General features: G+C 69.4%; 20 protein-coding genes and 7 pseudogenes. 17 read left to right on the forward strand and 10 right to left on the reverse strand.

All coding sequences use genetic code 11. The annotated features are described in order from the left end of the window. Window positions 1-3 precede the first annotated feature (3 nt). Window positions 4-435 (reverse strand): VOC family protein, encoded by a 432-nt coding sequence (locus tag ACFQJD_RS18825; RefSeq protein ID WP_379800588.1) that lies wholly within the window; start codon window positions 433-435, stop codon window positions 4-6. 23 nt (window positions 436-458) lie between these two features. On the opposite strand from ACFQJD_RS18825, the gene ACFQJD_RS18830 reads away from it, so the two are divergent. From ACFQJD_RS18830 to ACFQJD_RS18865, 8 genes and pseudogenes are all read left to right on the forward strand, one after another. Next, window positions 459-860: an acyl-CoA thioesterase gene (locus ACFQJD_RS18830; protein WP_379800307.1), complete on the forward strand. Its 402-nt coding sequence runs from the start codon at window positions 459-461 to the stop codon at window positions 858-860. A gap of 154 nt (window positions 861-1,014) precedes the next feature. Continuing rightward, window positions 1,015-1,959 (forward strand): annotated as a pseudogene (locus ACFQJD_RS18835) (MmgE/PrpD family protein); the annotation flags it as partial. Between the two features lie 124 nt (window positions 1,960-2,083). Continuing rightward, a pseudogene (locus ACFQJD_RS18840) lies at window positions 2,084-2,419 on the forward strand (hypothetical protein); the annotation flags it as partial. Between the two features lie 78 nt (window positions 2,420-2,497). After that, window positions 2,498-2,911, forward strand: a pseudogene (locus ACFQJD_RS18845) (citramalate synthase); the annotation flags it as partial. Window positions 2,912-2,943: 32 nt separating this feature from the next. Further along, window positions 2,944-3,237 (forward strand): annotated as a pseudogene (locus ACFQJD_RS18850) (2-isopropylmalate synthase); the annotation flags it as partial. A gap of 51 nt (window positions 3,238-3,288) precedes the next feature. After that, entirely contained in the window at window positions 3,289-3,600 is a 312-nt protein-coding gene (locus ACFQJD_RS18855) for a hypothetical protein (RefSeq protein WP_379800309.1), read from the forward strand. 94 nt (window positions 3,601-3,694) lie between these two features. Beyond that, complete coding sequence (locus ACFQJD_RS18860; RefSeq protein ID WP_379800311.1) at window positions 3,695-4,477, forward strand: enoyl-CoA hydratase/isomerase family protein; 783 nt, start codon at window positions 3,695-3,697, stop codon at window positions 4,475-4,477. 34 nt (window positions 4,478-4,511) lie between these two features. Then, window positions 4,512-5,656 (forward strand): annotated as a pseudogene (locus tag ACFQJD_RS18865) (CaiB/BaiF CoA transferase family protein). Here the strand turns inward: ACFQJD_RS18865 and ACFQJD_RS18870 are convergent. Further along, on the reverse strand, window positions 5,653-6,120 hold the full coding sequence (locus ACFQJD_RS18870; RefSeq protein ID WP_379800313.1) for a hypothetical protein: 468 nt from the start codon (window positions 6,118-6,120) through the stop codon (window positions 5,653-5,655). The pseudogene ACFQJD_RS18865 and the gene ACFQJD_RS18870 sit on opposite strands and share 4 nt — an antisense overlap. A 99-nt stretch (window positions 6,121-6,219) precedes the next feature. Between ACFQJD_RS18870 and ACFQJD_RS18875 the strand changes: the two genes are divergently transcribed. Both ACFQJD_RS18875 and ACFQJD_RS18880 read left to right on the forward strand, forming a co-directional pair. Further along, window positions 6,220-7,629 carry a CoA-binding protein gene (locus ACFQJD_RS18875; protein ID WP_379800315.1) on the forward strand — a complete coding sequence of 470 codons (1,410 nt, stop codon included), beginning with the start codon at window positions 6,220-6,222 and terminating at the stop codon, window positions 7,627-7,629. Window positions 7,630-7,744: 115 nt separating this feature from the next. Next, a complete protein-coding gene (locus ACFQJD_RS18880) occupies window positions 7,745-8,431 on the forward strand; it encodes an acetate--CoA ligase family protein (RefSeq protein ID WP_379800317.1) in 687 nt (228 codons plus the stop codon). Here the strand turns inward: ACFQJD_RS18880 and ACFQJD_RS18885 are convergent. Further along, window positions 8,358-10,352, reverse strand: a pseudogene (locus ACFQJD_RS18885) (PAS domain S-box protein); the annotation flags it as partial. The gene ACFQJD_RS18880 and the pseudogene ACFQJD_RS18885 overlap by 74 nt on opposite strands. A gap of 110 nt (window positions 10,353-10,462) precedes the next feature. Between ACFQJD_RS18885 and ACFQJD_RS18890 the strand changes: the two are divergent. Continuing rightward, window positions 10,463-11,020, forward strand: a complete 558-nt coding sequence (locus ACFQJD_RS18890; RefSeq protein WP_379800319.1) for a MaoC family dehydratase — start codon at window positions 10,463-10,465, stop codon at window positions 11,018-11,020. Between the two features lie 82 nt (window positions 11,021-11,102). Here the strand turns inward: ACFQJD_RS18890 and ACFQJD_RS18895 are convergent, their stop codons facing one another. The 3 genes from ACFQJD_RS18895 to ACFQJD_RS18905 form a co-directional block, all read right to left on the reverse strand. Then, window positions 11,103-12,287 (reverse strand): CaiB/BaiF CoA transferase family protein, encoded by a 1,185-nt coding sequence (locus tag ACFQJD_RS18895; RefSeq protein WP_379800321.1) that lies wholly within the window; start codon window positions 12,285-12,287, stop codon window positions 11,103-11,105. A 69-nt stretch (window positions 12,288-12,356) separates the two neighbouring features. Continuing rightward, window positions 12,357-13,166, reverse strand: coding sequence for an SAMP-activating enzyme E1 (gene ubaA, locus ACFQJD_RS18900; RefSeq protein ID WP_379800323.1), 810 nt, complete (start codon window positions 13,164-13,166; stop codon window positions 12,357-12,359). Between the two features lie 945 nt (window positions 13,167-14,111). Then, complete coding sequence (locus ACFQJD_RS18905) at window positions 14,112-14,702, reverse strand: 50S ribosomal protein L15e (protein WP_379800325.1); 591 nt, start codon at window positions 14,700-14,702, stop codon at window positions 14,112-14,114. A 216-nt stretch (window positions 14,703-14,918) separates the two neighbouring features. Between ACFQJD_RS18905 and ACFQJD_RS18910 the strand changes: the two genes are divergently transcribed. The 3 genes from ACFQJD_RS18910 to ACFQJD_RS18920 all read left to right on the forward strand — a co-directional run bounded on the left by ACFQJD_RS18910 (window position 14,919) and on the right by ACFQJD_RS18920 (window position 17,627). After that, window positions 14,919-15,293, forward strand: a complete 375-nt coding sequence (locus ACFQJD_RS18910; protein WP_379800327.1) for a VOC family protein — start codon at window positions 14,919-14,921, stop codon at window positions 15,291-15,293. Between the two features lie 178 nt (window positions 15,294-15,471). Further along, window positions 15,472-17,430: a hypothetical protein gene (locus ACFQJD_RS18915; protein WP_379800329.1), complete on the forward strand. Its 1,959-nt coding sequence runs from the start codon at window positions 15,472-15,474 to the stop codon at window positions 17,428-17,430. Continuing rightward, window positions 17,427-17,627, forward strand: coding sequence for a hypothetical protein (locus ACFQJD_RS18920; protein ID WP_379796005.1), 201 nt, complete (start codon window positions 17,427-17,429; stop codon window positions 17,625-17,627). The genes ACFQJD_RS18915 and ACFQJD_RS18920 overlap by 4 nt, the downstream gene beginning before the upstream one ends. Window positions 17,628-17,671: 44 nt before the next feature. Here the strand turns inward: ACFQJD_RS18920 and ACFQJD_RS18925 are convergent. Together ACFQJD_RS18925 and ACFQJD_RS18930 are read right to left on the reverse strand one after the other, a co-directional pair. Further along, window positions 17,672-18,576 (reverse strand): annotated as a pseudogene (locus ACFQJD_RS18925) (serine/threonine-protein kinase RIO2). 60 nt (window positions 18,577-18,636) lie between these two features. Beyond that, window positions 18,637-19,059 (reverse strand): hypothetical protein, encoded by a 423-nt coding sequence (locus ACFQJD_RS18930; RefSeq protein ID WP_379800331.1) that lies wholly within the window; start codon window positions 19,057-19,059, stop codon window positions 18,637-18,639. A gap of 455 nt (window positions 19,060-19,514) precedes the next feature. On the opposite strand from ACFQJD_RS18930, the gene ACFQJD_RS18935 reads away from it, so the two are divergent. Genes ACFQJD_RS18935 through ACFQJD_RS18945 form a run of 3 tightly spaced genes read left to right on the forward strand, consistent with a single transcriptional unit; the run spans window position 19,515 to window position 21,561 of the window. After that, the gene (locus ACFQJD_RS18935; RefSeq protein WP_379800333.1) at window positions 19,515-19,775 is read left to right on the forward strand and encodes a hypothetical protein; all 261 of its coding nucleotides are present in this window, start codon (window positions 19,515-19,517) and stop codon (window positions 19,773-19,775) included. After that, window positions 19,772-20,593, forward strand: a complete 822-nt coding sequence (locus ACFQJD_RS18940; protein ID WP_379800335.1) for a mechanosensitive ion channel family protein — start codon at window positions 19,772-19,774, stop codon at window positions 20,591-20,593. Before ACFQJD_RS18935 ends, ACFQJD_RS18940 begins: the two co-directional genes overlap by 4 nt. Before the next feature lie 50 nt (window positions 20,594-20,643). After that, window positions 20,644-21,561, forward strand: a complete 918-nt coding sequence (locus tag ACFQJD_RS18945) for a DUF7351 domain-containing protein (RefSeq protein WP_379800337.1) — start codon at window positions 20,644-20,646, stop codon at window positions 21,559-21,561. On the opposite strand, the gene ACFQJD_RS18950 is transcribed toward ACFQJD_RS18945, so the two are convergent. Then, window positions 21,458-21,976 (reverse strand): acyl-CoA dehydrogenase family protein, encoded by a 519-nt coding sequence (locus tag ACFQJD_RS18950; RefSeq protein ID WP_379800339.1) that lies wholly within the window; start codon window positions 21,974-21,976, stop codon window positions 21,458-21,460. The genes ACFQJD_RS18945 and ACFQJD_RS18950 overlap by 104 nt on opposite strands. Beyond that, on the reverse strand, window positions 21,904-22,617 hold the full coding sequence (locus ACFQJD_RS18955; protein ID WP_379800341.1) for an acyl-CoA dehydrogenase family protein: 714 nt from the start codon (window positions 22,615-22,617) through the stop codon (window positions 21,904-21,906). Before ACFQJD_RS18955 ends, ACFQJD_RS18950 begins: the two co-directional genes overlap by 73 nt. Window positions 22,618-22,662 lie beyond the last annotated feature (45 nt).

Below are 22,662 nucleotides of genomic sequence, written 5' to 3' on the forward strand. Positions count from 1 at the left end.
TCACTACAGCTGCTCGACGAATTCGATCACGTACCCATCGGGGTCCTCGACGAAGGCGACGCGCGCGCCGGCCTGGTCGACCGTGAACGGTTCCTCTACGACCGGACAGCCCGTCTCGGCTCGCACCCGGTCGAACGTCGCGTCCACGTCGTCGACGCCGAGCGCGACGTGGTCGAGCGTCTCCCGGTCGGGATCTACTCCCCGCTCGACTCGTCGTAGCGCAACTGTATCTCGCCGTGGTCGCCGCCGACGTAGATGTTCTCGACGCCGCCGAGGTCGAACCGGTGGCTCTCCTCTGCCCCAACCCCTCGACGTAGAAGTCGTAGCTGCGTTCGAGGTCCGATACCCAGATGGCGGTGTGGATGACGTCCATGGGGTAGGCTCGCACTCGGGGAGGTAAATCCTTGCCCCGTCCCGCGTTGGTAACGCACATATAGCTGGTCGCCCACTCCGACCGTATGACCGACTTCGAGTTTACGTCCGAGCTACAGGTCCGGTTTCGCGACATCGACGCGATGCACCACGTCAACAACGCCGTCTACGCCAGCTACCTCGAACAGGCGCGACTGGAGTATTACGAGGAGGTCATCGGCGTCGGCCTCACCGACATCGACACCGTGCTCGTCCACCTCGAAATCGACTACCGACGCCCCATCGAGATGGGCGAGTCGCCGACGGTCCACCTCCATCTCGAGGACATCGGCGAGTCGAGCAACACCATGACCTACGAGATCCGCACCAACCGGGGCGTCGCCGCCACCGCCGAGACGGTGCAGGTGTTTTTCGACCCCGAGACGGAGCAGTCGAAACCCATCCCCGGGGAGTGGCGCGAGAAGATGCTCGAATATCGGGACCAGTAGTCACTCGATAGTACAGGTCGACGTCCAACGCCGAACCCCTCGCCCGTCGCCGTTCCGCCGCTCACCCCTCGTTCCCGTCCGACTCCGGACGTTCCGCTCTCGACCCGCGCCCGACCCCGCACGTTTATTCACTTCGGCGACGACGTGTGACGGTATGACAGAGCCGACCGACGCCCTCGTCGAGCGCTGTGTCTCGGCGACCTACGAAGAGCTCCCCGAGGCGGTCCGTGACCGCCTCAAACAGCATCTGCTCGACTTCCTCGGGCTCGCCATCGGTGCGCGCGAACACGCCGCGTCCAGTCCCGCCTTCGAACGCGCGATCGACTCGCTCGAATCCGGGAGCGACGCGACGGTACTCGCGACCGGCGAGACGCAGTCACTCGGCGGTGCTGCCCTCCTCAACGGCGCGTTCGCGCACAGCCTCGACTTCGACGACACGCACCGCGAATCGTCGTTGCATCCGGGCTCGCCCGTCATCCCGGCCGCCCTCGCCGTCGCCGAACGCGAGGACGCCAGCGGCGAGGAGTTACTCGCCGCTATCGCCGCCGGCTACGACGTCACCTGCGGCGTCGGGCGCGCGGTAGACCCCGACGCTCACTACGACCAGGGCTTCCACATCACCGCCACCTGCGGTACCTTCGGCGCGACGGCCGCCGCGGGCGTCGTCGCCGGCCTCTCGCGCGAGGCGTTCGCCGACGCCTTCGGCGTCAACGGCAGTCAGGTCGCCGGGTCGCTCCAGTTCCTGAAAAACGGCGCGTGGAACAAGCGCCTCCATCCGGGCCTCTCCGCCCGCCGCGCGCTGACCGCCGTCGCCCTCGCGGAAGCGGGCTTTCGCGGGGCCGAGGCTCCCCTCGACGGCGATCACGGCTTCTTCGCCGCCTACACGCCGACGCCCCACCCCGAAGCGCTGAACGACGTCTCGGATCGCCACGCGGTCCTCGAAACCGCGCTCAAACCCTACCCCTGCTGTCGGTACATGCACTCGGCGATCGACGCCCTGCTGGACGTCGCCGCGGACGTCGACGCCGCGGACGTCGAATCCGTCCTCGTCGACCTGCCGAAGTCGGGCGTCACGCTCACCGGCACACCGATCGCGGACAAACGCCGCCCAGAGAACTTCGTCGACTGCCAGTTCAGCATGCCCTTCGCGGCGGCGCTCTCTCCGGGCGGGCGACGCCGGCCTCGCCGCCTTCCTCGACGCGCAGGACCACCTCGACGATCCCGAACTCCGACGGCTGATGGACGCCACCGACGTGGTGACGACCGACGAGGTGGCGTCGCTGTTCCCCGAGCAGTGGGCCGCACGCGTCGTCGTCGAAACGGCCGACGACACCCACGAGCGGTTCGTCGACACCGCACCGGGCGAACCGGAGCGACCGCTCGGATGGGACGGCGTCACCGAGAAGTTCCACGAACTGGTGGGGACCGCGGGCGTCGACGCCGCCGACGCCGACGCCCTGGTCGCGGCCGTTCGCGACGTGGACGACGACGACGTGTCGGCGCTCGTCGAAGCGGTCCGGGTCGCGACCGGTCGGGTCGCCGACGTCGCGAGCGACTGAGGGGTCGACGACCCCGTCCGCGGCGACGTGGCGCGTCCGATGGCAACGCCTAACAGACGCGACGGGGAAGGGAGCGCCATGACGACCACGTTCAAGGATCTCACGCTCCGCGAGGGCGCACAGGTGCCCGGCCTCGACATCGCCGAGGCGTCCGGGCTGGCCGTCCTCGACGCCCTCGCCACGCTGGGCGTCGACTGCGTCGAAATCGCGTTCCCGCGGGCGACTCCCCGGGAGTCGTGGTACCGCCACGCCGACGACCTCGGCCTGCGGACGGCCGCTCTCGCGCGCGCCGTCGAGGCCGACGTCGACGCCGCCCTCGACGTCGACCCGGACGAGGTCGAAGTCATCGTCAACGCGTCGGACGTGCAACTGGAACACGCCCTCGGCAAGTCCCGCGCGGAGGCGCTCGACGCCCTGGAGACGGCTGTCGACCGCGCCGCGGCGGGCGCTGACGTCGGCGCGTCGCTGATGGACGCCGTCCGCGCCGACAACGACTTCCTCCGCGAGGGGCGCGCCGGGTCGCCGACGCCGGCGCTGCCCACGTCACCCTCGCGGACACGACGGGGAGCGGGACGCCCGACCAGGTGGCCGACACCGTCGCCGCCGTCGCCGACGAGGTGGGCGGCGAGATCGGCATCGCCGTCCACGCCCACGACGACCTCGGCGTCGCCGCCGCCAACACCCTCGCGGCCATCGACGCGGGCGCGACGAGCGCCGACGTCACCGTGGGCGGCGTGGGCGAGCGCGTCGGCAACGCGCCGCTGGAGGAAGTGGTCGCTCTCCTCGGCCAGCGCGGCGACGACGTGGCCGTCGACGTCTCGGAACTCGTCCCGGCCTGTCGGCGCGCTCTCGACGCCCTCGACGTGGACGTGCCGGACGACAAACCCGTCCTCGGACGGTCGGCCTACCGCCACGAGAGCGGGATGCACACCGCGGCGATGCTGCGCGAACCCAGCACCTACGAACCGTTCGACCCCGCGATGTACGGCGGCCGGCGCGAACTCCTGTTCGGCGACGGTACCGGTCGGGGCGCGGTGCGGGCGTTGCTCGCGGACGTGGGCGCAGAGCCGACGACTGAATCGGTGCAGGACGCCCTCGAGGCCGTCCGCGACGCCGCCGAGCGCAAGGGCGATCCGCTGACGCTGTCGGAGGCGCGGGACGTCGTCGAGACCGCCGTCTGAGGGGCGTCCGTCCGCGATTCCCCGGCGGGCCGTCGCGTGGCCCGGGTTGTCCCATCCCAAAGGAGTTTTACGCTCGCTCACCACGGTGGGCGGTATGGCATATGAAGCGTACGAGAGCATCACCGTGGACGTCGCCGACGGCGTGGCGACCGTCCAGTTCCACCGCCCCGACAAACTCAACGCCCTCAGCACGACGGTCATGCAGGACGTCCGTCGCGCGTTCGACGAGATCCAACTCGACCGCTCCATCGACGTCGTCGTCATCGAAGGCGAGGGCGAGGAAGCCTTCTCGGCCGGCGCGGACATCCAGGAGTACGCCGGCCCCGCGGAGGAACACGACCCGAGACAGAAGGACCGCCAGGACCTCTTCTACGACATCTACCGTCAGCCCTACGAAAGCCACGCGACGACCATCGCGAAGATCGACGGCTGGGCCGTCGGCGGCGGCCTCATCCTCGCGCTGTTCTGTGACATGCGCGTCGCCACGGAAGGCTCCTCGTTCGGCGTCCCGACCTGTAACATCGGACAGATTCCGACCGGCGGGTCGAACTACCGCGCCATCCAGCTCGTCGGCGAGGCGAAGGCGAAGGAACTCATCCTGACCGCCGGCTTCATCGACGCCGAGGAGGCCCACCGCATCGGCCTCATCAACCGGGTGGCCGAGGACGCGGACGCCCTCGACGAGGAGGTCCAGTCCATCGTCGACGCCATCCAGGACACCGGCCGGCAGGCGGTCAAAAACTCGAAGCGCGCGCTCAATCAGGCCGCCAACGCCGAGAGCATGGCGGAGGCCCGCGAGTTCGAACGCGACCTCTGGTGGGAGCAGTTCGACTCCGAGGAGCGCCGGCGACTGGTCGACGAGTTCAACGAGGAGTGAGATGGGGCTGCTCTCAGATCTCACCGTCGTCGAGATGACCGCCCACCGCGCGGGGCCGTTCTGTGGCGCGCTGCTCGCCGACATGGGCGCGGACGTGGTAAAGGTCGAACGCCCCGGTGCGGGCGACCCGGCGCGGACGCAGGGGCCCGGCCCGGAGAAGAAGTCCGGCTACTTCCAGGCGCTCAACCGGAACAAGCGGTCGGTGACGCTCGATTTGAAAGCCGACGCCGGCCGTGAGGCGTTCATGGAGCTGATCGCCGACGCCGACGTCTTCGTCGAGAACTTCGGCTACGGCGTCACCGAGAGACTGGGAATCGGCTACGACGACGTCACCGAGGTGAACGAGGACGTCGTCTACGCCAGCGTGAAGGGGTACGGGAAGACCGGTCCCCTGAAGGAGAAACCGGGGCTCGACCTCATCCTGCAGGCCGAGGGCGGCATCATGAGCGTGACGGGACCCGAGGACGGCGATCCGGTGAAGGTAGGCCAGGCCGTCGGCGACCTGACGGCCGGGATGTTCGCTACCATCGGCGTCCTCGCGCGCCTGCACGAACGCGATCGGGGGACGGCGGCGGCCGGTTCGACGTCGGCCTCTTCGACGCCATCGTCTCCGTCATGAACGAGTATCCCACGCTCTACTCGCTGACGGGCGACGTGCCCGGCCCGCAGGGGACGAGCCACCAGACGGTCGTCCCGTACCAGTTGTTCGAGACCGCCGACGGGAGCGTCGTCACGGGCGTCCCCTCCGACGACCGGTGGGAGGACTTCGTCGAGATGCTCGGCCGCGACGAACTGCTCGACTACCCGACGAACGCAGACCGCGTCGAGAACCGGGAGACGGTCGTCGACATCGTTCAAGCGGAGTTCGAACAGGAGTCGACCGACTACTGGCTGGCGGAACTCACCGAGCACGGCTTCCCGAACGGTCCGCTGAACGACGTCGCGGACGTGGCCGAGCACGAACAGGCGCGCGCTCGCGACCTCCTCGTCGACGTCGAGGACCCCGACAGCGGCGAAATCACGCTCCCGGGCCACCCGATCCACTTCCCCGACCACGACGTGTCGGTCCGGTCGCCCGCCCCGCGTCTCGGCGAACACACCGACGAGGTGTTCGCCGACGTGGCCGGCGAGCAGACGACCCTCGATCAGTGGCGCGACGGCGGCGCGTTCGGCGACTAAGCGGGGAGCGAGAGGAGCAGGGAGAGGACGAACATCGGCACCGTCACGATGGCGGCGTACCAGATGCTGCCGCCGACGAGGAGGAGATGCGTGACCGCGTCGAACCCTCTCGGGTCCCACTCGTACCCTCTCGCCGGTAACGCGACGGCGGGAACGGCCCACACCAGCCCGATAGTGAGGGCGCTGACGAGGAGAATCACCGCGATCGACGGCCCGTCGCGACCCGCCCCGAGCGCGAGGCCGACGCCGAGAACCAGTCCGTGGACGGCGGTGACGACGACACACGCGACGACGTAGTTCAGTCCCCAGTGGTCCGTCGGTCCGAGTTGAAACAGCGCCCGGAGACGGTCGGAGAGGAGAAACGGCGACCAGAGGACGGCGGCGACGACCCCGGCGAGCGCGCCGGCGAGAGTCGCGTACACGCCCGTCCAGAAGACCAGTTCGAGGGTTGCGAGCAACGACATATCGCCGTCTGCCGGCTACGTTTGCAAATAGCTGGCGGTCGACCGTGCGTCTCGGTCGCAAACGACACACTGTTTACCCTTTCCCGCCTGGCCCATGCCATGGACCAGTCGCGTCCCGATCTCGACCCGCTGTTCGACCCGGATTCGGTCGCCGTCGTGGGGGCGAGCCCCGACTCGTGGTACTCCGCGCGCCTGATGGACAACCTCCTCGACTACGGCTACGAGGGGACGGTCTACCCCGTGAATCCGAGCCGCGACGAGGCGTGGGGACGCACCTGTTACGACGGCATCGACGACGTCCCCGAGGCGGTCGACCTCGCGGTCGTCTCCGTCCCCCGCGAGCACGTCGTCGACGTCGTCCGTGACGCGGGCGAGCGGGGCGTCCCCGCCGCGCTCGTCATCACCGCCGGCTTCGGCGAGGCCGACGAGGAAGGCGCGGAACTCGAAGCCGAACTCGCCGCCGTCGCCGAGGAACAGGACGTCCGCGTCTGCGGGCCGAACTGCATCGGCCTCGCCAACGTGCGCTCGGGAACCGTGTTGACGAGCACCTGCTCCCGGAAGCCCGACCCGGGTCACATCGGCCTCGCCTCTCACTCGGGTGCGCTCGCGTTCACCACGTTCTTCGAACGCGCCGCCGACGAGGACGTCGACTTCGCGCACATCGTCTCGACGGGCAACGAGGCCGACCAGTCGCTCACCGACTACGTCGAGTACATGGCTGGCGACCCGGAGGTCGACGTCATCTGCGTCTACGTCGAGGGCCTCGACGACCCGCGGCGCTTCGTCGACGTCGCGTCGGCGGCCACCCGGTCGGGGACGCCCGTGCTGGCGGTGAAAATCGGCCGCTCCGACGTCGCACAGGCCGCCGCCGCCTCCCACACCGGATCGCTCACCGGCAGCGACGCCGTCTGGGAGAGCGCCCTCTGGCAGGCGGGCGTCGAGCGCGTCCCCGACGTTCCAGATCTCATCGGCCGCGCGAGCGTCCACGCCGCCTTCGACGCGCCCGACTCGCCGCGGACCTGCATCGCCTCGACCAGCGGCGGTCTCGCCACCCTGCTGGCCGACCTCGCGGACGCCCGCGGCCTCGAACTCCCCCGCTCGCTCCCGACACCGAACGGGCCCTGCTCGACATGGAGGAACTGCTCACCTTCGGCGAACTCCACAACCCCGCGGACATCCGCGGCTACGGGGCCGAAGTGCTCCCCGAAATCGCCGACCACCTGTTCGCCGACGACCGGTTCGACGCCTACCTGTTCGCCATCGGCCTCTCGGCCGTCGACGACCGGGCGGATCGGATCGCGGACGACCTCATCGACGTCGTGGACCGCGCCGACGACCCTGTCGTCCTCCTGTGGACCGGCCGGAAAGACCCCGCCGACCTCGACGACCCGCAACCGTACGAACGCCTCCGCGAGGCCACGCCGCTTTTCTACGACCCGTCGAACGCGGTGGACGCGCTATCGTCGCTGGTCGACTACGGCGAGGCGCGGGAGCGCGTCCCCCCGCTGACGCCGCCCTCTCCCCGGAGTCGGCCGCCACCGAGAGCGGCCCGGACCTCCCCGAGGACCGCCTGCTGACGTGGGGTGACGCGACGGACCTGCTCGCAGCCTACGACGTCGAACCCGTGGCGACGCGGCGGGCCGAGAGCCCCACGGAGGCGGCGGCGGCGGCCGACGTCCTCGGCTACCCCGCCGTCTGCAAGGTGGACTCGCCCGACGTGGGCCACCGCAACCGCGTCGGCGCGGTGAAAATCGGCCTCGACACGCCCGGCGAGGTGCGCGAGGCCTACGCCGAGGTGCTCGACAACACCCGCGACCACCTCCCCGACGCCGACGTCGAGGGCGTCCTCGTCCAGCCCCAGGTCGCCGCCGGCGTCGAGGCGCTGGTCGGCCTCACGCAGGACCCCGAGTTCGGCCCCGTCGTCACCGTCGCCACCGGCGGCACGTTCGTCGAGCTGTTCGACGACGCCGCCCACTTCCTCCCGCCCGTGACGGAGACGGAGGCCCGCGCCGCCCTCGACCGGACGCGACTCCCGGACCTTCTGGACGCGGAGTACGGGACGACGGCCGCCCTCGACGTGTTGGCGTCGCTCGTCGCGGACGTCGGTCGCCTCGCCGCCGAACGCGACGACGTGGCGGAGCTCGATCTGAACCCGGTCGTCCTCGACGCCGAGGGCGTCGCGCCGGTGGACGTCCTCGTGCGGACGCGCTGGCGAACTCGACGTCGTGGAACTCGATCCGCGCACCGCCGGCCTCGCTCTCCGTCGCTCGCGTCCCCCAGCCGTGGGCCTTCGCGATGGAGTCGACGATAGCGAGGCCGAGGCCGGTGCCGCCGTCGCTCGTGGTGTAGGCGTGGTCGAAGACGTCCTCGCGATCCGACGGCGGGATGCCCGGCCCGTCGTCGGCGACGAACAGCGCCCTCCCGTCGACGCCGACGGTTATCCGCACCTCGTCGTTCGCGTCGTCCCGGCGGCGGTCCCCGGTCGCACTCGCTTGGACCGACGCCGTCGCCGACCGCTGGGTCACCGAGTCGTGTTCGACGGCGTCATCGGCCGAACCCCGGTCGCTCGCCGATCCGTGTTCGACGGCGTTCCGAAAGAGGTTCGCGAACACCCGCACGAGCCGGTCCCGGTCGGCGACGACGGTCGCGTCGCCGACGTCGACGTCGAGCGTGGCGTCGGCGGTGTCAGTCGTCTCCCATGCCGTCCGAACGACCGGTTCGAGGGCGACCGGCGACGGTTCGTCTATCGTCTCGCCCTGCTTCGAGAGGTGGAGCAGGTCCTCGATGAGACGCTCCATCCGGTCGAGAGACCTCTCGACGGCGTCGAGGCGATCCGGTTCGCCGGCCCGAGCACGCTGTAGTTCCCCTTGGGCGACGTTCAGCGGATTCCGGAGGTCGTGAGAGACGATGCTGGTGAACCGGTTCAGCCGCTCGTTTTGCCGTTTCAGCGCCCGCTGCTGGCGCTTCTTCTCAGTGATGTCGTCGTTGACGGCGACGAACCGGTCGACGTTCCCCTCGCCGTCGGTGATGGGGGCGATGGTCTGGTTGACGTGGTATTTCGTCCCGTCCTCGCGTCGGTTGACGATCTCGTTCGTCCACACCTCGCCCGAGAGGACCGTGCTCCAGAGTCGCCGGTAGAACTCCGTTCCGTGTTCGCCCGACTTGAGGATACTCGGCGTCCGGCCGATGGCCGTTTCGGCGTCGTAGCCCGTCACCTCCTCGAACCGGGGGTTGACGTACTCGATGGTGCCGTCGCGGCGCGTGATGTACACCGTGTGGCCGGCGTGTTCGACAGCCTTCCGGAACGTCTGGAGGTCGCTCCGCGTCTCCTGGTGGTGGATGCCGTGAGCCATCGAATTGCCGAGGTCGCCGAGCAGTTCGTGTTCGGAGTCGTTGAACGCCCACGGGCGGTTCGCGTACAGCGAGAGGACGCCGTACGTGGTGTCTTCGTAGACGACGGGAACGGCCGCGGCGGCGAGGATGCCGCGTTCGAGCGCCGCCTCGCGACACGGATCGAACGCCGGGTCCTCGCGGACGTCCTGTGTCACCTGTATCTCGCCCGTCCGGAGGGCGTCGCCCGTCGGCCCGCGTCCGGTCTGTCGCTCGCCGAGGGCGACGTCGTCGAGATAGCCCTCGTCGTCGCCGGCGACGACGTTCGGAGTGGCGGCGTCCGCCACCCCGTCGACCCGACACCACCAGACGAACTGGTACTGGTCCGACTCGCCGAGGCGACTGCACACCGTCCGTTCGAGTTCCTCTCGCGTCTCTGCGCTGACGACCGCGTGGGTCACGTCCCGGACGACGGCCGCGACGCGCCGCGCATCCTCGAGTCGGTCGCGCTCGCATTCGGCGGCGACCGCGCGTTCGACCGCCGACGCGAGTCGGTCCACCGTGTCCGATCCGCGCGGGACGTATTCGCTGACGCCGGCGGCGACGGCGTCGGCGGCGACCGTCTCGTCGCCCTGGCTCGGGAACAGGACGAACGGCAGGTCCGGCGCACGCCTGCGTACCGCACGAAGGACTTCGATCCCGTCTACCTCCGGCGGGCGGTGCTCGGAGACGACGCAGTCGACGTCGTCCACACGTGCAGTTAGCTTCTCGGGCCGAACCTGCTCGACGGTGGCTCGCTCGTATTCGCGTTCTATCGCGGCCGTCACGCCTCGGGCCACGGAGTCCGGGCTGACGTAGAGAACCCGAATCTCGCCCGTCGCGGGCGTCCTCGGGAACGACATCGTCGTCGGGTTGTCGACGGGCGTATATATGCTTCCCGTAATGCGGCGACGCCGCCGACGGCACACCCTCCATCCTTATCCGACCGTCGCCCCTCTGTGAAGGCGTTTCCATGAGCGACACGCACACGGACCGGCGTCTCGTCGCCGGCTGGCAGGGACGGTATTACGAGGATTTCGAGGTGGGCGACATCTACAAACATCCCTACGGGAAGACGGTCACGGAGACGGACGACGTCTGGTTGACGAACGTGACGATGAACCTCAATCCGATGCATTTCAACGAGGCGTACGCCGCCGAGACGGAGTTCGGCGAGCGCCTGGTCAACGGCCTCGTGGTCATCTCGCTGGCGGTCGGCATGAGCGTCATCGACGTCTCCCAGAACGCCACGGCGAACCTCGGGTACGACGCGGTGCGCCACCACGCGCCCGTCTTCCACGGCGACACCGTCTTCGCCGAGAGCGAGGTCCTCGACAAGCGCGAAAGCGACTCCCGCGACCACGTCGGCATCGTCACCACGGAACTGCGCGCGTACAACCAGAACGACGAGCAGGTGCTGTCGCTGGAGCGGACGGGGATGGTGTTGAAACGCGAACACGCCCAGCCGACCGCGGCCACGCCACCCGGCTGGATCGAAGGCGTCGGCACGCAACCCGAAGATCTCGAGTGACCGCCGTCGGCAGCGTGCCGCAGGCGGTCGACCCGGTGTCGGTACGTTCGTCGACGTCCGGTGTGCGACCGCGGAGCCGTCGCTACCCGTCGCCGAACGCGCCGCGCTCGCGCAGTCGATCGACGTCGAGGCCGAGCGATTCGAACACGTCCTCGGTGTGTTCGCCGATCGCGGGCGGGTCGCGTCGCTGTGCGGGTGCCATCCGGTCGCCGACGATCGGCGTCAGCGCCGTCCGGAGGTCGTACTCCTCGCCCTCGGATTCGGCGGTGAACTCCGCGATCAACCCCGTCTCCTCCAGGTGCGGGTCGTCGACGAGGTCCGATGGCTCGTTGACCGGCGCGGCCGGGACGTCCTCGTCGAGGAACGATTCGAGGAGGGTTTCCCGGTCGCGTCCCCGCAGGCGCTCGGCGACGAGTTCGGTCAGTTCTTCCTTGCGTTCGCGTCGCTTTTTCGCCGTGTCGAAGCGCTCGTCGGCGAGCAACTCCTCCATGTCGGCGGCGCGACAGAACGCCGGCCAGTGGCGTTCGGTGGTGACGCCGACGAACAGCCAGCCGCCGTCCGTCTCGAAGACGTCGTAGAGGCCCCAACTGGGGTGCGAGGCCCCAAGGGGTTCGGGGTCCTCGCCCAGCAGGTCGGCGTAGGTCATCCAGTAGCTCATCCAGTGGGTGCTGGCCTCGAAGAGGGTGCCGTCGACGCGCTGGCCCTCGCCCGTCTCGTCACGTTCGCGGAGCGCCATCAACACGCCCATGACGCCGTAGAGCGCTCCACCCATGTCGGCGATGGAGGTGCCGACGCGGACTGGCTGGCGGCCCTTCTCGCCGGTGACGCTCATCAGCCCGGACATCGCCTCCGCGACGACGTCCATCCCCGGCCGGTCGCCGTACGGCCCCTCCTGAAAGCCCTTGATCGAGAGGTAGACGAGCCCCGGATTCACCGCCGCGAGGTCGTCGTAGCCGACGCCGAGGCGCTCGGCGGCCCCGCGGCCCATGTTCTCGACGAAGACGTCGGCGTCGGCGACGAGTTCCACGAACGCCTCGTGGCCGGCGTCCGACTTCAGGTCGAGCGCCACCGACCGCTTGTTCCGGTTGAGCGCGGCGAACATGGCGTCGCCCGTCCGGCCCGAACTCCGGATGATGTCGCCGACGCCCGGCCGTTCGACCTTCACGACCTCCGCGCCGAGGTCCGCGAGCAGCAGGCTCGCGAACGGGCCGGCGACGATGTTGCCGAGTTCGACCACCGTCACGTCCGAGAGCGGGAGCGTATCCATGCTACGAGGGCGAACGGGGGCGTAGTAAAGCGTACTGTCTCCGGAGGGGACCGGACGCCGAGGGGCGACTCAGTCGCCGACGGTACAGCCGCCGGTGTACTCGATGCCCTCGACGGTGTCGACGGCGTCCTCGCCGCAGACGGGACAGTCCGGGCGTCGCTGGTAGGGCACCGTCTCGAAGGTCATGTCCATCGCGTCGTAGAAGAGCAGCCGTCCCACCAGCGGATCGCCGTCGTCGAGGAGGAGCTTCACCGCCTCGGTCGCCTGAATACAGCCGACGGTGCCGGGGAGGACGCCGAGGACGCCCGTGGTCGCACAGTCGGGCACCGTCCCCGGTTCGGGCGCTTCGGGGAACAGACAGCGATAACACGGCCCGTCGGGACTGAGCGTCGTCAGTTGCCCTTCGAACTTGTAGATGGCTCCGTGGGCGATGGGTACCTCGGCGATGCGGCAGGCGTCGTTGAGCATGTACCGCGTCGGGAAGTTGTCGCTGGCGTCGACGACGACGTCGTACCCCGCGACGACGTCCTCGACGTCGTCGGGATCGAGGCGCATCTCGTACGCCTCGACGTCGACGTCGGGGTTCAGCCGCTCGACGAACGCCTTCGCGCTCTCGACTTTCGGCTTCCCCACGTCGGCGTCGGCGTGGATCACCTGACGCTGGAGGTTGCTCCGTTCGACCACGTCGTCGTCGACGATGCCGAGGTGGCCCACGCCCGCCGCCGCGAGGTACTGGATGACGGGCGCGCCGAGGCCGCCCGCGCCGACGATCAGCGCTCGCCCGTCGAGGAGCCGTTTCTGTCCCTCCGGCCCGACTTCGTCCATGATGATGTGTCGAGAGTACCGGTCCAGTTGCGTCGCATCGAGCGAGAGGCTCATGCTCTTCCTCCGTCGTCCGGACGGATAAATCCGTGCTGGTGAGATTCTCCGATATCCCGGTTCGCGTGCAGATCGTCGCTCCGTTTCGGGACGTGAATCGGCGGCTTCCTGATGGGGTGTTGGATCTCTCCCGGCTGTAACATCGACAACATACTCCGGCCTCGCTGTCGGTTCACTCGTTCGTGGTGACTGTCGGCATCTCCGCCGGCGTTTACGTCGCGGTGGCGCTACCGCGAGATCGGGCGTGCCGTCTGAGTGTCGTCTATAAACCACTATCCGCGATACCAAACCACGGCTGACGTCTCACTGACTTCATCGGGTGTCTCGACGAAATCGACGAGACGGCGGCTACGAGGCGTGGCCCGGAACCGATGCCGGCGGAATACCGCCCCCGACGCCCCGTAGGACGCGTATTTTCTCCGACGCTCTCGCCGTGCGTTCCCGACCGCGCTGGGATTCGACTGCGCCCCCGCGGGCCATCTTGGCGCGGATGTGCCTGCCGGCGGGCACATCCGACGGGTAGCCGCGCTATCGGCGAATCGTACGGGACTCGCCCGGCGTTTCACGTCGAGACGGACGGCCGACCCGCAGGTGGAACTCACGGCGTGCAACGTTGCGGGCGTTGTACGCGTAGCGGTTACAGGTCACGGGAACGCCGACATCGGCTTCGACGTCCCGTCGACGAAACCGTTACGCACCGCGGGCGTCCGGGTATCACCGCGCCGTCGGGTGAGGATCCGCCTCGTAGTCGGCTGGAGACCAGGCCGCCCTCGTCATCATCCGACTACCGTTTTCGACGCCCGACGCGCCAGCCGAAATCTCGGCTCTCGTCTCCGATTTGCTATCGCGATATCGGATTTATCGTACTGTGATGCCGGCGTTGCTGGAGCGCGTGACCGGGAGCCGCACGGCTCGTCGGGTGCGAAAAACGGAGAAAACGGCGCGTTACTTGCCGCGTCGACGGTCGCCCGAGATGCTCGGCCGCGTGTGCTCGGTGCCTTTGCCGCGCTTGCGCTGACCGCGTCCTTTCGTCCCGGCGCTGGTCAGGCCGCGGAAGGTCCGGCCCTTGTGCTTGGGTTCGCAGATCCAGTTGAGGTCGTCGTCGTTCTCGATAGCGGGGTGGTTCGGGTCCAGAAGGATCACTTCGTGCCACTTCTGGGAGCCGTCCTCGCCGACCCAGTAGGAGTTGAGCACCCGGAGGTTCGGATATTTCCGGGAGGCGCGCTCCTCGGAGATGCGCTGGATGCTCTTGCGTCGACCGATGCGGTTGACGCCCTGGCGTTTCGTGCGGCGGCCGGCCTTGTGTCGGCGCTTTCGCGCTCCGCCCTTGCGGACGGAGGCGCGGACGACGACGACGCCCTGTTTGGCCTTGTAGCCGAGTTCGCGAGCCTTGTCGAGACGCGTCGGGCGGTCGATTCGTTCGAGTGCGCCCTGCTCGCGCCACTCCTGTTTTCGTTGCCACTGCAGTTCGGCGAGCTGCCCCTCGTCGGGGTCACGCCACGCCTCTCGGATGTGCGAGTAGAAGCTTCGTGCCATTGGTATCACCACGGGCGCTTGCGATTCAGCCGGGGTGGTCCGACCACCCGGCCACATTTCGTCCCGTTCTCACAGGTGCCCGCTGGTGCCCGTCTCCCAGCGAGTTGTCGACTCTACCGCCGGACTGCCTTTAAGGACTTCGAATCGGAATCCGGTTCGGTCGTTTTCTCTCGTCCCCGCCGGTGGGCTCAAGACCCCTCCCGACGAGCGTCCGCCATGGACGTCCACACCCTTGATCACCTCGTCCTCTACGCGACGGACGTCGACGAGACCTGCGCGTTCTACGAGCGCCTCGGGATGGAACGCCGGGAGTTCGGCGACGGCCGAGTCGCCCTCCACTTCGGCGACTACAAGATCAACCTCCACCGGGCGGGCGACGAGTACGACCCGCACGCACGCGACCCGACGCCCGGCGCGGCGGACCTCTGTCTCGTCACCGACGACGTGGACGACGTCGCCGCCGAACTCGACGACGCCGGCATCGACGTCGTCGAAGGCCCCGTCTCCCGGACGGGAGCGCGCGGCGAACTGCGCTCGGTCTACGTCTACGATCCCGACGGGAACCTGGTCGAGATCGCCGCCTACCGGTAGCGCCCCCGCCTCGCTACCCCTCGTGCCGGCGATTAGGGTCCTGATTAGGGACACACGATTTGCCAGCCCAAGCAGTCTTTCCGCACCACCGGACCGGCCGGACGGCCGCTCGTAGCAGCTGTACGGGCACCGGGGACGACCCCGCTACGACGCCCCGCGGCCGGTGTGGGACAGGACTATGACACGAACACGCCTCCAGAGCGGATTCGTGACGGTGCTGCTGGTGTGCTCTCTCGTGGGGACGTTCGCGGCTCCCGCGACGGCGACAGCCGGCAGTGTTACGGTCGCGGACGTCGGGACCGGGCAGGGATCGGTCACACAGACGGTCTCCGTCGTCGGGCGGTCGACGGACGGGGAGACGCCGAATCGCTACGTCGTCGACGTCGCCGCCGCCGTCGATCAGGGGGCCGCGGTGCGGGACGTCGCCTTCGAGAACGCGGGCGACGACGTCCTCGAACGCGGCCCCGAATACCACGCCGACGACGGGACGGTAACGCTCTCGGTCGGCGAGGGCGACGGGGGCGACGACCGGGTCACGTTCGACGTGACGCTCACCCTCGACACGGACCGCGCGACGCCCGCCGGCGGACTCGAGTACGCCGTCCGGCAGTACGACACGGCGAGAGAAGAGAACGAACGGGGGTCGTGGAACGCCCGGTTCGACCTCCTCGGGACCACCGCGCTCGACGTGGCCAGTACGAACGCCAGCGCGGACGCCGGCGTCGTGACGCACACGTTCTCGTTCGAGATGACCGGCGCGACGACCGCCGAGCGGATCGCCGTCGACACGCCCGGGGCCGACTACAGCAACGTCGAGGGACGCGACGTCAATCTGACCGTCGGGGGCGAGGAGGTCGCGGTCGACTCGGTCAGCGGTGCCGACGGCTCACTGACCGTCGCCCTCGACGGGGCGTCGCTCGACGACGGCGAGGCGGTGACGCTCGACGTAGACGACGCGCGAAACCCGACGAGGTCGATCAAATCGCGCGTCTCGGTCGGCGACGGGCCGCACGCGTTCACCGGGAGCGACGCCATGGTGATCCGGGAGCCGTCGGACGATCCCGACGGGCCGCCCGTCTGGAACACCACGGACGAATCGTCGGCCGACGCGTCGACGGACGGCGTCGCCAGCGTCGAGGAGTTCGGCCTCCGTTCGAGCGACGGCGACGTCACGCTCGTCCTCGCGACGACCGAACCACTCGAGAACGTCTCCGTCGACGTCTCCGGGGAGCACGACACGACGCTCGTCCGGAGCAACTTCAAGTTGGAACAGCGCGGCGGCGTCTTTCGCTACACCGCCGCCGTCGACACGGGGACGTGGGGAACGTACGTCGCCGAGTTACGGAGGGGGCGTTCGATCGACGGCGACGAGCTCGGGGGCGGACAGCGGGCCAAAATCACGGTCACACCGCCGGACGTCGGCCGGTTCGAACTCGTCGCTTCCGGCCGGGACGTCGACCTGGTCGTGCGCCTCGGCTCTCCGGTGGAGTCCGCGACGGTACGGATGGGCGGCGGCGCGGTGGGGACGCTCGATCTGTCGGAGTTCACCCGCCGGCGGAACGGATCGCAGTACGTCTACCGCGCGGACGTCGTCACCGGCTACAACGGCCGGTTCGAGGCGTCGCTGACGTCGCTGAACGGACTGTCGACGGGCGACGGCGCGGTCGCGTCGGACGCCCTCACCGTCGACGTCGTTTCGGCGTCGGCGAACGCGACCCCGAGCGCGCCGAACGCGACTGCCAGCCACCGATACACCGTCAAAGTGCCGCCCGGTGCGAACGTGACGAGAAACCCGCTGACGTCGCTCGCCGTGTCCTACTCCGACTCGTTCCGCGCCGCCGACGGCCGGATCTCGCCGGTGAACCGCTCGGACGTCACGCTACAGGTCGTCTCCGTGAACGGCACCACCACCCTCGACGGGGCGAACGGCCTCGCGACCACTCTCGACGACGGCGTCCTCACCGTCTCCTCTCCGGGGTCGATCGGTCGGTGCGCCCGACGCTCCACGCCGGCGATCGGGTCACGGTCACGATCCGTTCGATCCGGAACGCCGACGAACGGGGGACGTACCCCGTCGAACTCCGGTTCGTCGACAGCGCGAGCGGACGGACGGACGCCGAGCTGCAGCTCGACGTGAGCGGACGATCCGACCGACAGCGCGCGACGGCGACGGCCGAACCGACGCCGGCGGCGATGCCCGCTGGTCCGACCCGGCGGACGCGAGTGGGCGCTCCCGCAGCGCAGTCGCCGCCGATACCGAATCACGCCCCGGGAGTCGCGCCGTTCGTCGCGTTCGCCGCCGGCGTCGTCGCGACGGTGTGGCGCTTCAACTGAGCACGGACCGGCTCTCCCGGTTTGCTATCGCGACATACGGTGTATCAGTGGTCCCGAACCGAGTCGAACTCCCCGGTCGCGATGGCAGCGGCGACGGCGGCGTCGTCGACCGAATCGGGCGCTTCGCCCGGGTATTTCCGCTGGAAATACCGGACGACGTTCGACACGTCGCGTTCGAGGAGTTCGCGCGCGTTCTCGTGGTCGGTCGCGACCGCCTGTGGCCAGTCGAAGATGGTGATGCCGTCCTCGTGGACGGCGACGTTGTACTCGCTCATGTCGACGTGGACGTAGCCCGCGTCGTAGGCGCGTTCGAGTTCGCGCAACACCAAGTCGAGTATCGGGACGACCTGTTCGGCGGTGAGTTTCGCCCGCGAGAGTTCGACGCCGGCGAGTTTCTCCATCACGATGGCGTGGCGGTTCTGGTCGACGGGCCGGGGAACGGAGACGTTGGGGTAGAGCGCCTCCAGCACCTCGTGTTCGCGTTCGGCGGCCTTGCGCGCCGTGTAGAACCACGAGACGTGGTGATGATCGGCGGTGTACTCGCGTTCGCGGTTCACCTCGCGGAAGTTGGTGTACCCCTCGCGGTGGAACTTCAGCGCGAACGGCTGGTAGGACTGCACCTCGAAGACGTCGCTCTCCTTGCCGACGCCGAGCGGCGCGCCGACGCCCTGGACGGTCTCGCGTTCGGCGAACGCCCGCAGCGCGAGCGCGTCGTACCCCTCGAAGGTGAGCTGGTAGCCCTCGTACTGCATCGTCTTGCGGCGAATCAGGTCGCGTTCCATACACCGATCCAGTCGGTAGCCGACCTCCTCGCCGGTCAGCCCCGCGTACTCCGGGAGTTCCCCCGATTCACCCACTCGCTGAAGCGCATCCCCTGCTCGACGCCCGAGAGGAGATAGAAGTCCTCGGACTCGAGTTCGCGCATCACGCCCGCGACGTTCTGGACCATACTGAGCGTGGGTGGGCGAGCCCTAAAAGGAAACCGCGTCGGGTGATGTATCGCATGTCGCTACATCGAATCGCCCGGTCTCCCTCCGCGTTCGCTCCCGGCCGTGGACGTTCGCCTCGCGACCGTGCCGTCGACCGACTGCAGGAGGTCCTTGCCCCGGGCTATATTGACCCCGCCGCCGAATCCAGCCCACATGAACCGGAGCCTGGGACGGTGACCGACTCCACGTCGACCGACGTCGCGGCGTCTCCCGACGAACTTCCGCTCTCCGACGACGACCGCGAGGCGTTCGAGGCCGTGCTGACCGGGCGGGCACCCGGCCCGCTCGCCGTCGTCGGCGCGCCCTTCGCGGGCCGGGAGCGACTCCTCGACCACGCGGAAGAGCGCCTCGACGCGACCCGGATCCGACTCGCTCCCGGCGACGACGCCGGCTCGATCGACGACGCGATCGGGGAGACGCCGGTCGTCGTCGACGACTGCCACCACCTCTACAGACGGGCTATCGGCGGATTCGACTCGCTGGAGGCGTTTCTCGGCCGCGTCGTCGGTGCCGACGCGCCTGTCGTGACGGGATGGAACCGCTACGCGTGGGCGTATCTCTCGGCGGTGAAGGCGCTCGACCGGGCGTTCCCCGCGCGCGTCGACGTCGGCCCGGAGACGGCCGAGCGGCTGGCCGAACTCCTGCTCTCGCGCTACGACGAACTGCCGTCGTTCGTCGACGAAAAAGCCGAGCAGTCGGGGGCGGTCGCCGTCCGCCGATTCGAGTTCGGATGGGGCGACCGGTCGTTCTCGGTGCCGATCCCCGTGCCGACGTTTCTCGCGGCGTCGCGTACGGGGGCTCGTCCCGATCCGAAAGACGTCGTTTTCGAGCGGCTCGCGGCCGTCTCGGGGGAAACGTCGGCGTCGCCACCGCCCTCTGGGAACGGGGCCTCGACGACGTGGTCCGCCCGAGCGACGTCGGCGCGACCGGGACCGACCTGTCGTTCGACCGCGAGGAGGCGTTCTGTCTGCGCATCGTCCTCTCGAAAGAGCGCGTCGAGCGCGCGGAACTGGCCGCCGTCGTCGACGCCGATCTCGATCGGGTGCTGCCCCGATTCGTCCGCGAGGGCGTCGTCACCGTCTCCGACGGCGTCGTCGCGCTCGACCCGGCTGCCGTGCCGACCGCCGCCACGGCGACCGAACGGAGGCGGTTCCAGTGAGCGCCCCGCCCGCGATCGCCCTGCAGACCGGCTCCGAATCGCTCGGTGTCGACCCCGCGATGCTCGTCAGTGCGGCCGGGGTGCTGGTCGCCGCCTACGTGTTGGCCCGCGTCGTCTCGTACGTGCTCTCGACGGCCGCCGAGCGGAGCGCCCGTCGACGCATCACCATCAAGATGTTCATCCCGCTCACGAAGGTCCTCATCTACGGGACGGCGGTGTATCTCGTCCTCGGTCCGCTGTTTCGGCTCTCGGCGGCCCAACTGCTCGCCGTCTCCGGTCTCGTCGGCGCGGCGCTCGGCTTCGGGCTCAGAGACCTCTTCGGCGGCGTCGTCGGCGGTCTGGTGCTCGTCGTCGAGAAGCCGTACCAGATCGGCGACAAGGTCACCGTCGGCGAGCATTACGGCGAGGTGACGGGCATCGGCCTCCGGTCGACGACGCTCGTGACGCCCGACGACACGGCCGTCGTCGTCCCCAACGACGCGATGTTCACGTCGAACGTCGCCAACGCCAACGACGGCCGTCCGGAGATGATGGTCGTCGTCGAGGTGGCCGTCGCCCCGGACGCCGACGTCGCGCGGGCGACGGAGGTGATGGAAGACGCCATCGTCACCTCGCAGTACGTCTACGTCGACGACGACCACCTGGTCGCCGTCCTCGTCGACGACGAGGCGTACTACCGGACGATTCGCGGGAAGGCCTACGTCGCCGACCTGCGCGACGAGTTCGCCTTCGAGTCGGACGTGACCCGGCGGACGCTGGCCGCCTTCGCCGAGCGCGGCATCGAGACGCCGACCGTCCCGCCCCGACTCGGGGAGTGAACGCTTTTCACGCCGGCCGCGATAGTGACCGAGTCGAGTCACCTCGCGCTATGACCGACGACGCCGCGGCCGCCGAAGCGTACTTCGAGTCGCTCGCCGACCCGACGCGGATACGCATCCTCGCCGTCCTCGCCCGGGCGGATGCGGCGGGCGAGACGCCGCTTCCGTACTCCGATCTCCAGTCGCGCGTCGGCGTCCGCGACAACGGCCGCCTGAACTACCACCTCTCCCGTCTCGACGGGCGCTTTCTCGCCCGCGACGACGGCGAGTACGCGCTCCGCCCGTCCGGGCGATTCGCCCACCTCGTCGCCGTCCGGTGTTGCCGCGACGCGGATCGCTCGCCGGTCGAGACCGACGCCGACTGTCACGCCTGTGGCGGCCGCCTCGTCGCCCGACGGGACGACGGGGCGTTCGTCGTCGCCTGTTCGGAGTGCGAGCGGACGGCCGCGCGCGCCGCCACGCCGTTCGTCACCCCGTCGGAAGTCGGCCGCGCGGCGTTTCTCGACGCCCTCGACCGGACGATCCGGGAACGCGCGGGGTTCCTGTCGCGCGGCCTCTGTCCGTGGTGTCGGTCGCCGACGGCGCTCTCGGCGGACGCCGACGGTCGATTCTGTCACCGGTGTGCGTCCTGTTCCGGCGTCCACCGCACCACGCCCGGCGAACTGCTCGTCGACCACCCCGAAGTCGTCGCCTTCCACCGGCGACACGGCGTCGACGTCGGCGAGCGACGGGTGTGGACGCTCCCGTTCGTGGCGAGCGAGGCGGCGTCCGTCCGCTCCCGCGATCCGTGGCGCGTCGCCGTCGCCGTCTCCGTCGACGGGAGCGACCTGACCTGCGTCCTCGACGGCGACGGGGCGGTGGTCTCTACGTCGCGCCGGACGTCTCTCCGCGGGATCTGCCGTACCGCTCGACCACGGCGTCGGCGAGGGTGTCCCGATGGCCCTCGTTCGGGCCGCCCGCGATGGTGAGCAGGCGGGCGTCGCGGAGATATCGCTCCGCGTCGCGTTCGGTCGTGTAGCCGACGCCGCCGTGGAGTTGCATCGCCTCGTTGGCGTTTTCGACGGCGGCCTCAGTGGCGTGGATTTTGGCCATGCTGAACTCGCGCGTGGCGTCGCGGCCCCGGTCGGCCCGGTCGGCCGCACGGAGCGTGAGCAACCGGGCCGTCTCGACGCGTTCGGCCATCTCGCCGAGTCGCCAGCGGAGGCCCTGGAAATCTGCCACCGGGTGGCCGAACTGCTCGCGCTCGGTCGTGTAGGCGACGGTGTCTTCGAGGGTGGCGCGGGCGATGCCCACCGCTCGCGCGGGGACGTTCACGCCCGTCGTGAGGTCGCCGCGGTCGACGTAGCCTTCGCCGACGTCGCCGACGCGCGCCTCGTCGGACACGCGGACGCCCGAGAGCGACACTTTCGGCGACTCGACGCCGTGGGCACCGAGGGTGTCCCAGATGTGTTCGACCTCGAAGGCGTCGGTCGGGACGAGGAAGGCGGTGACGTCGTGCGGGGGTCGCCGCCCGTCTTGGCGTAGGTCAACACCACGTCGGCGTCGAAGTAGTTCGTCACCCAGCGCTTGTGGCCGTCGAGGACCCACTCGTCGCCCGCTTTTCTCGCTTCGGTCTCCATCGAGCGCTTGTCGCTCCCGGCGTTCGTCTCGCTCAACCCCAGCGCGCCGACCGTCTCGAAGCGCGCCATCTCCGGGAGGTACGCCTCGCGCTGGGCCTCGGTGCCGAACCGCTCGATCGCTTCCGCGACGCCGAGGTGGAGGCCCATCGCGCTCGCGACGGGCATCATCGCCGCCGACAGCTCCTCGGTCACCAGCGCGAGTTCGACCGTCCCCTCGCCGCGGCCGCCGTACGCCTCCGGAATCGTCAGCCCCGTCAGCCGTCGCTCGCCGAGTTCGCCCAGGATCTCGGCGGGGTACTCCCGATTCCGGTCGAGTTCGCTCGCTCGCGGGGCGATCTCCGTCCGGGCGAACTCGCGGGCCTCGTCCCGGAGCGCCGCCCGGTCGTCGGTCAACTCGAAGTCCATGAACGGGCCGTCGACGGGGAGGGAGAAAGGTGTTCGGAGAAGGAG

The organism is Haloplanus sp. GCM10025708 (assembly GCF_042663985.1).
GTDB classification, from domain to species: domain Archaea; phylum Halobacteriota; class Halobacteria; order Halobacteriales; family Haloferacaceae; genus Salinirarus; species Salinirarus marinus.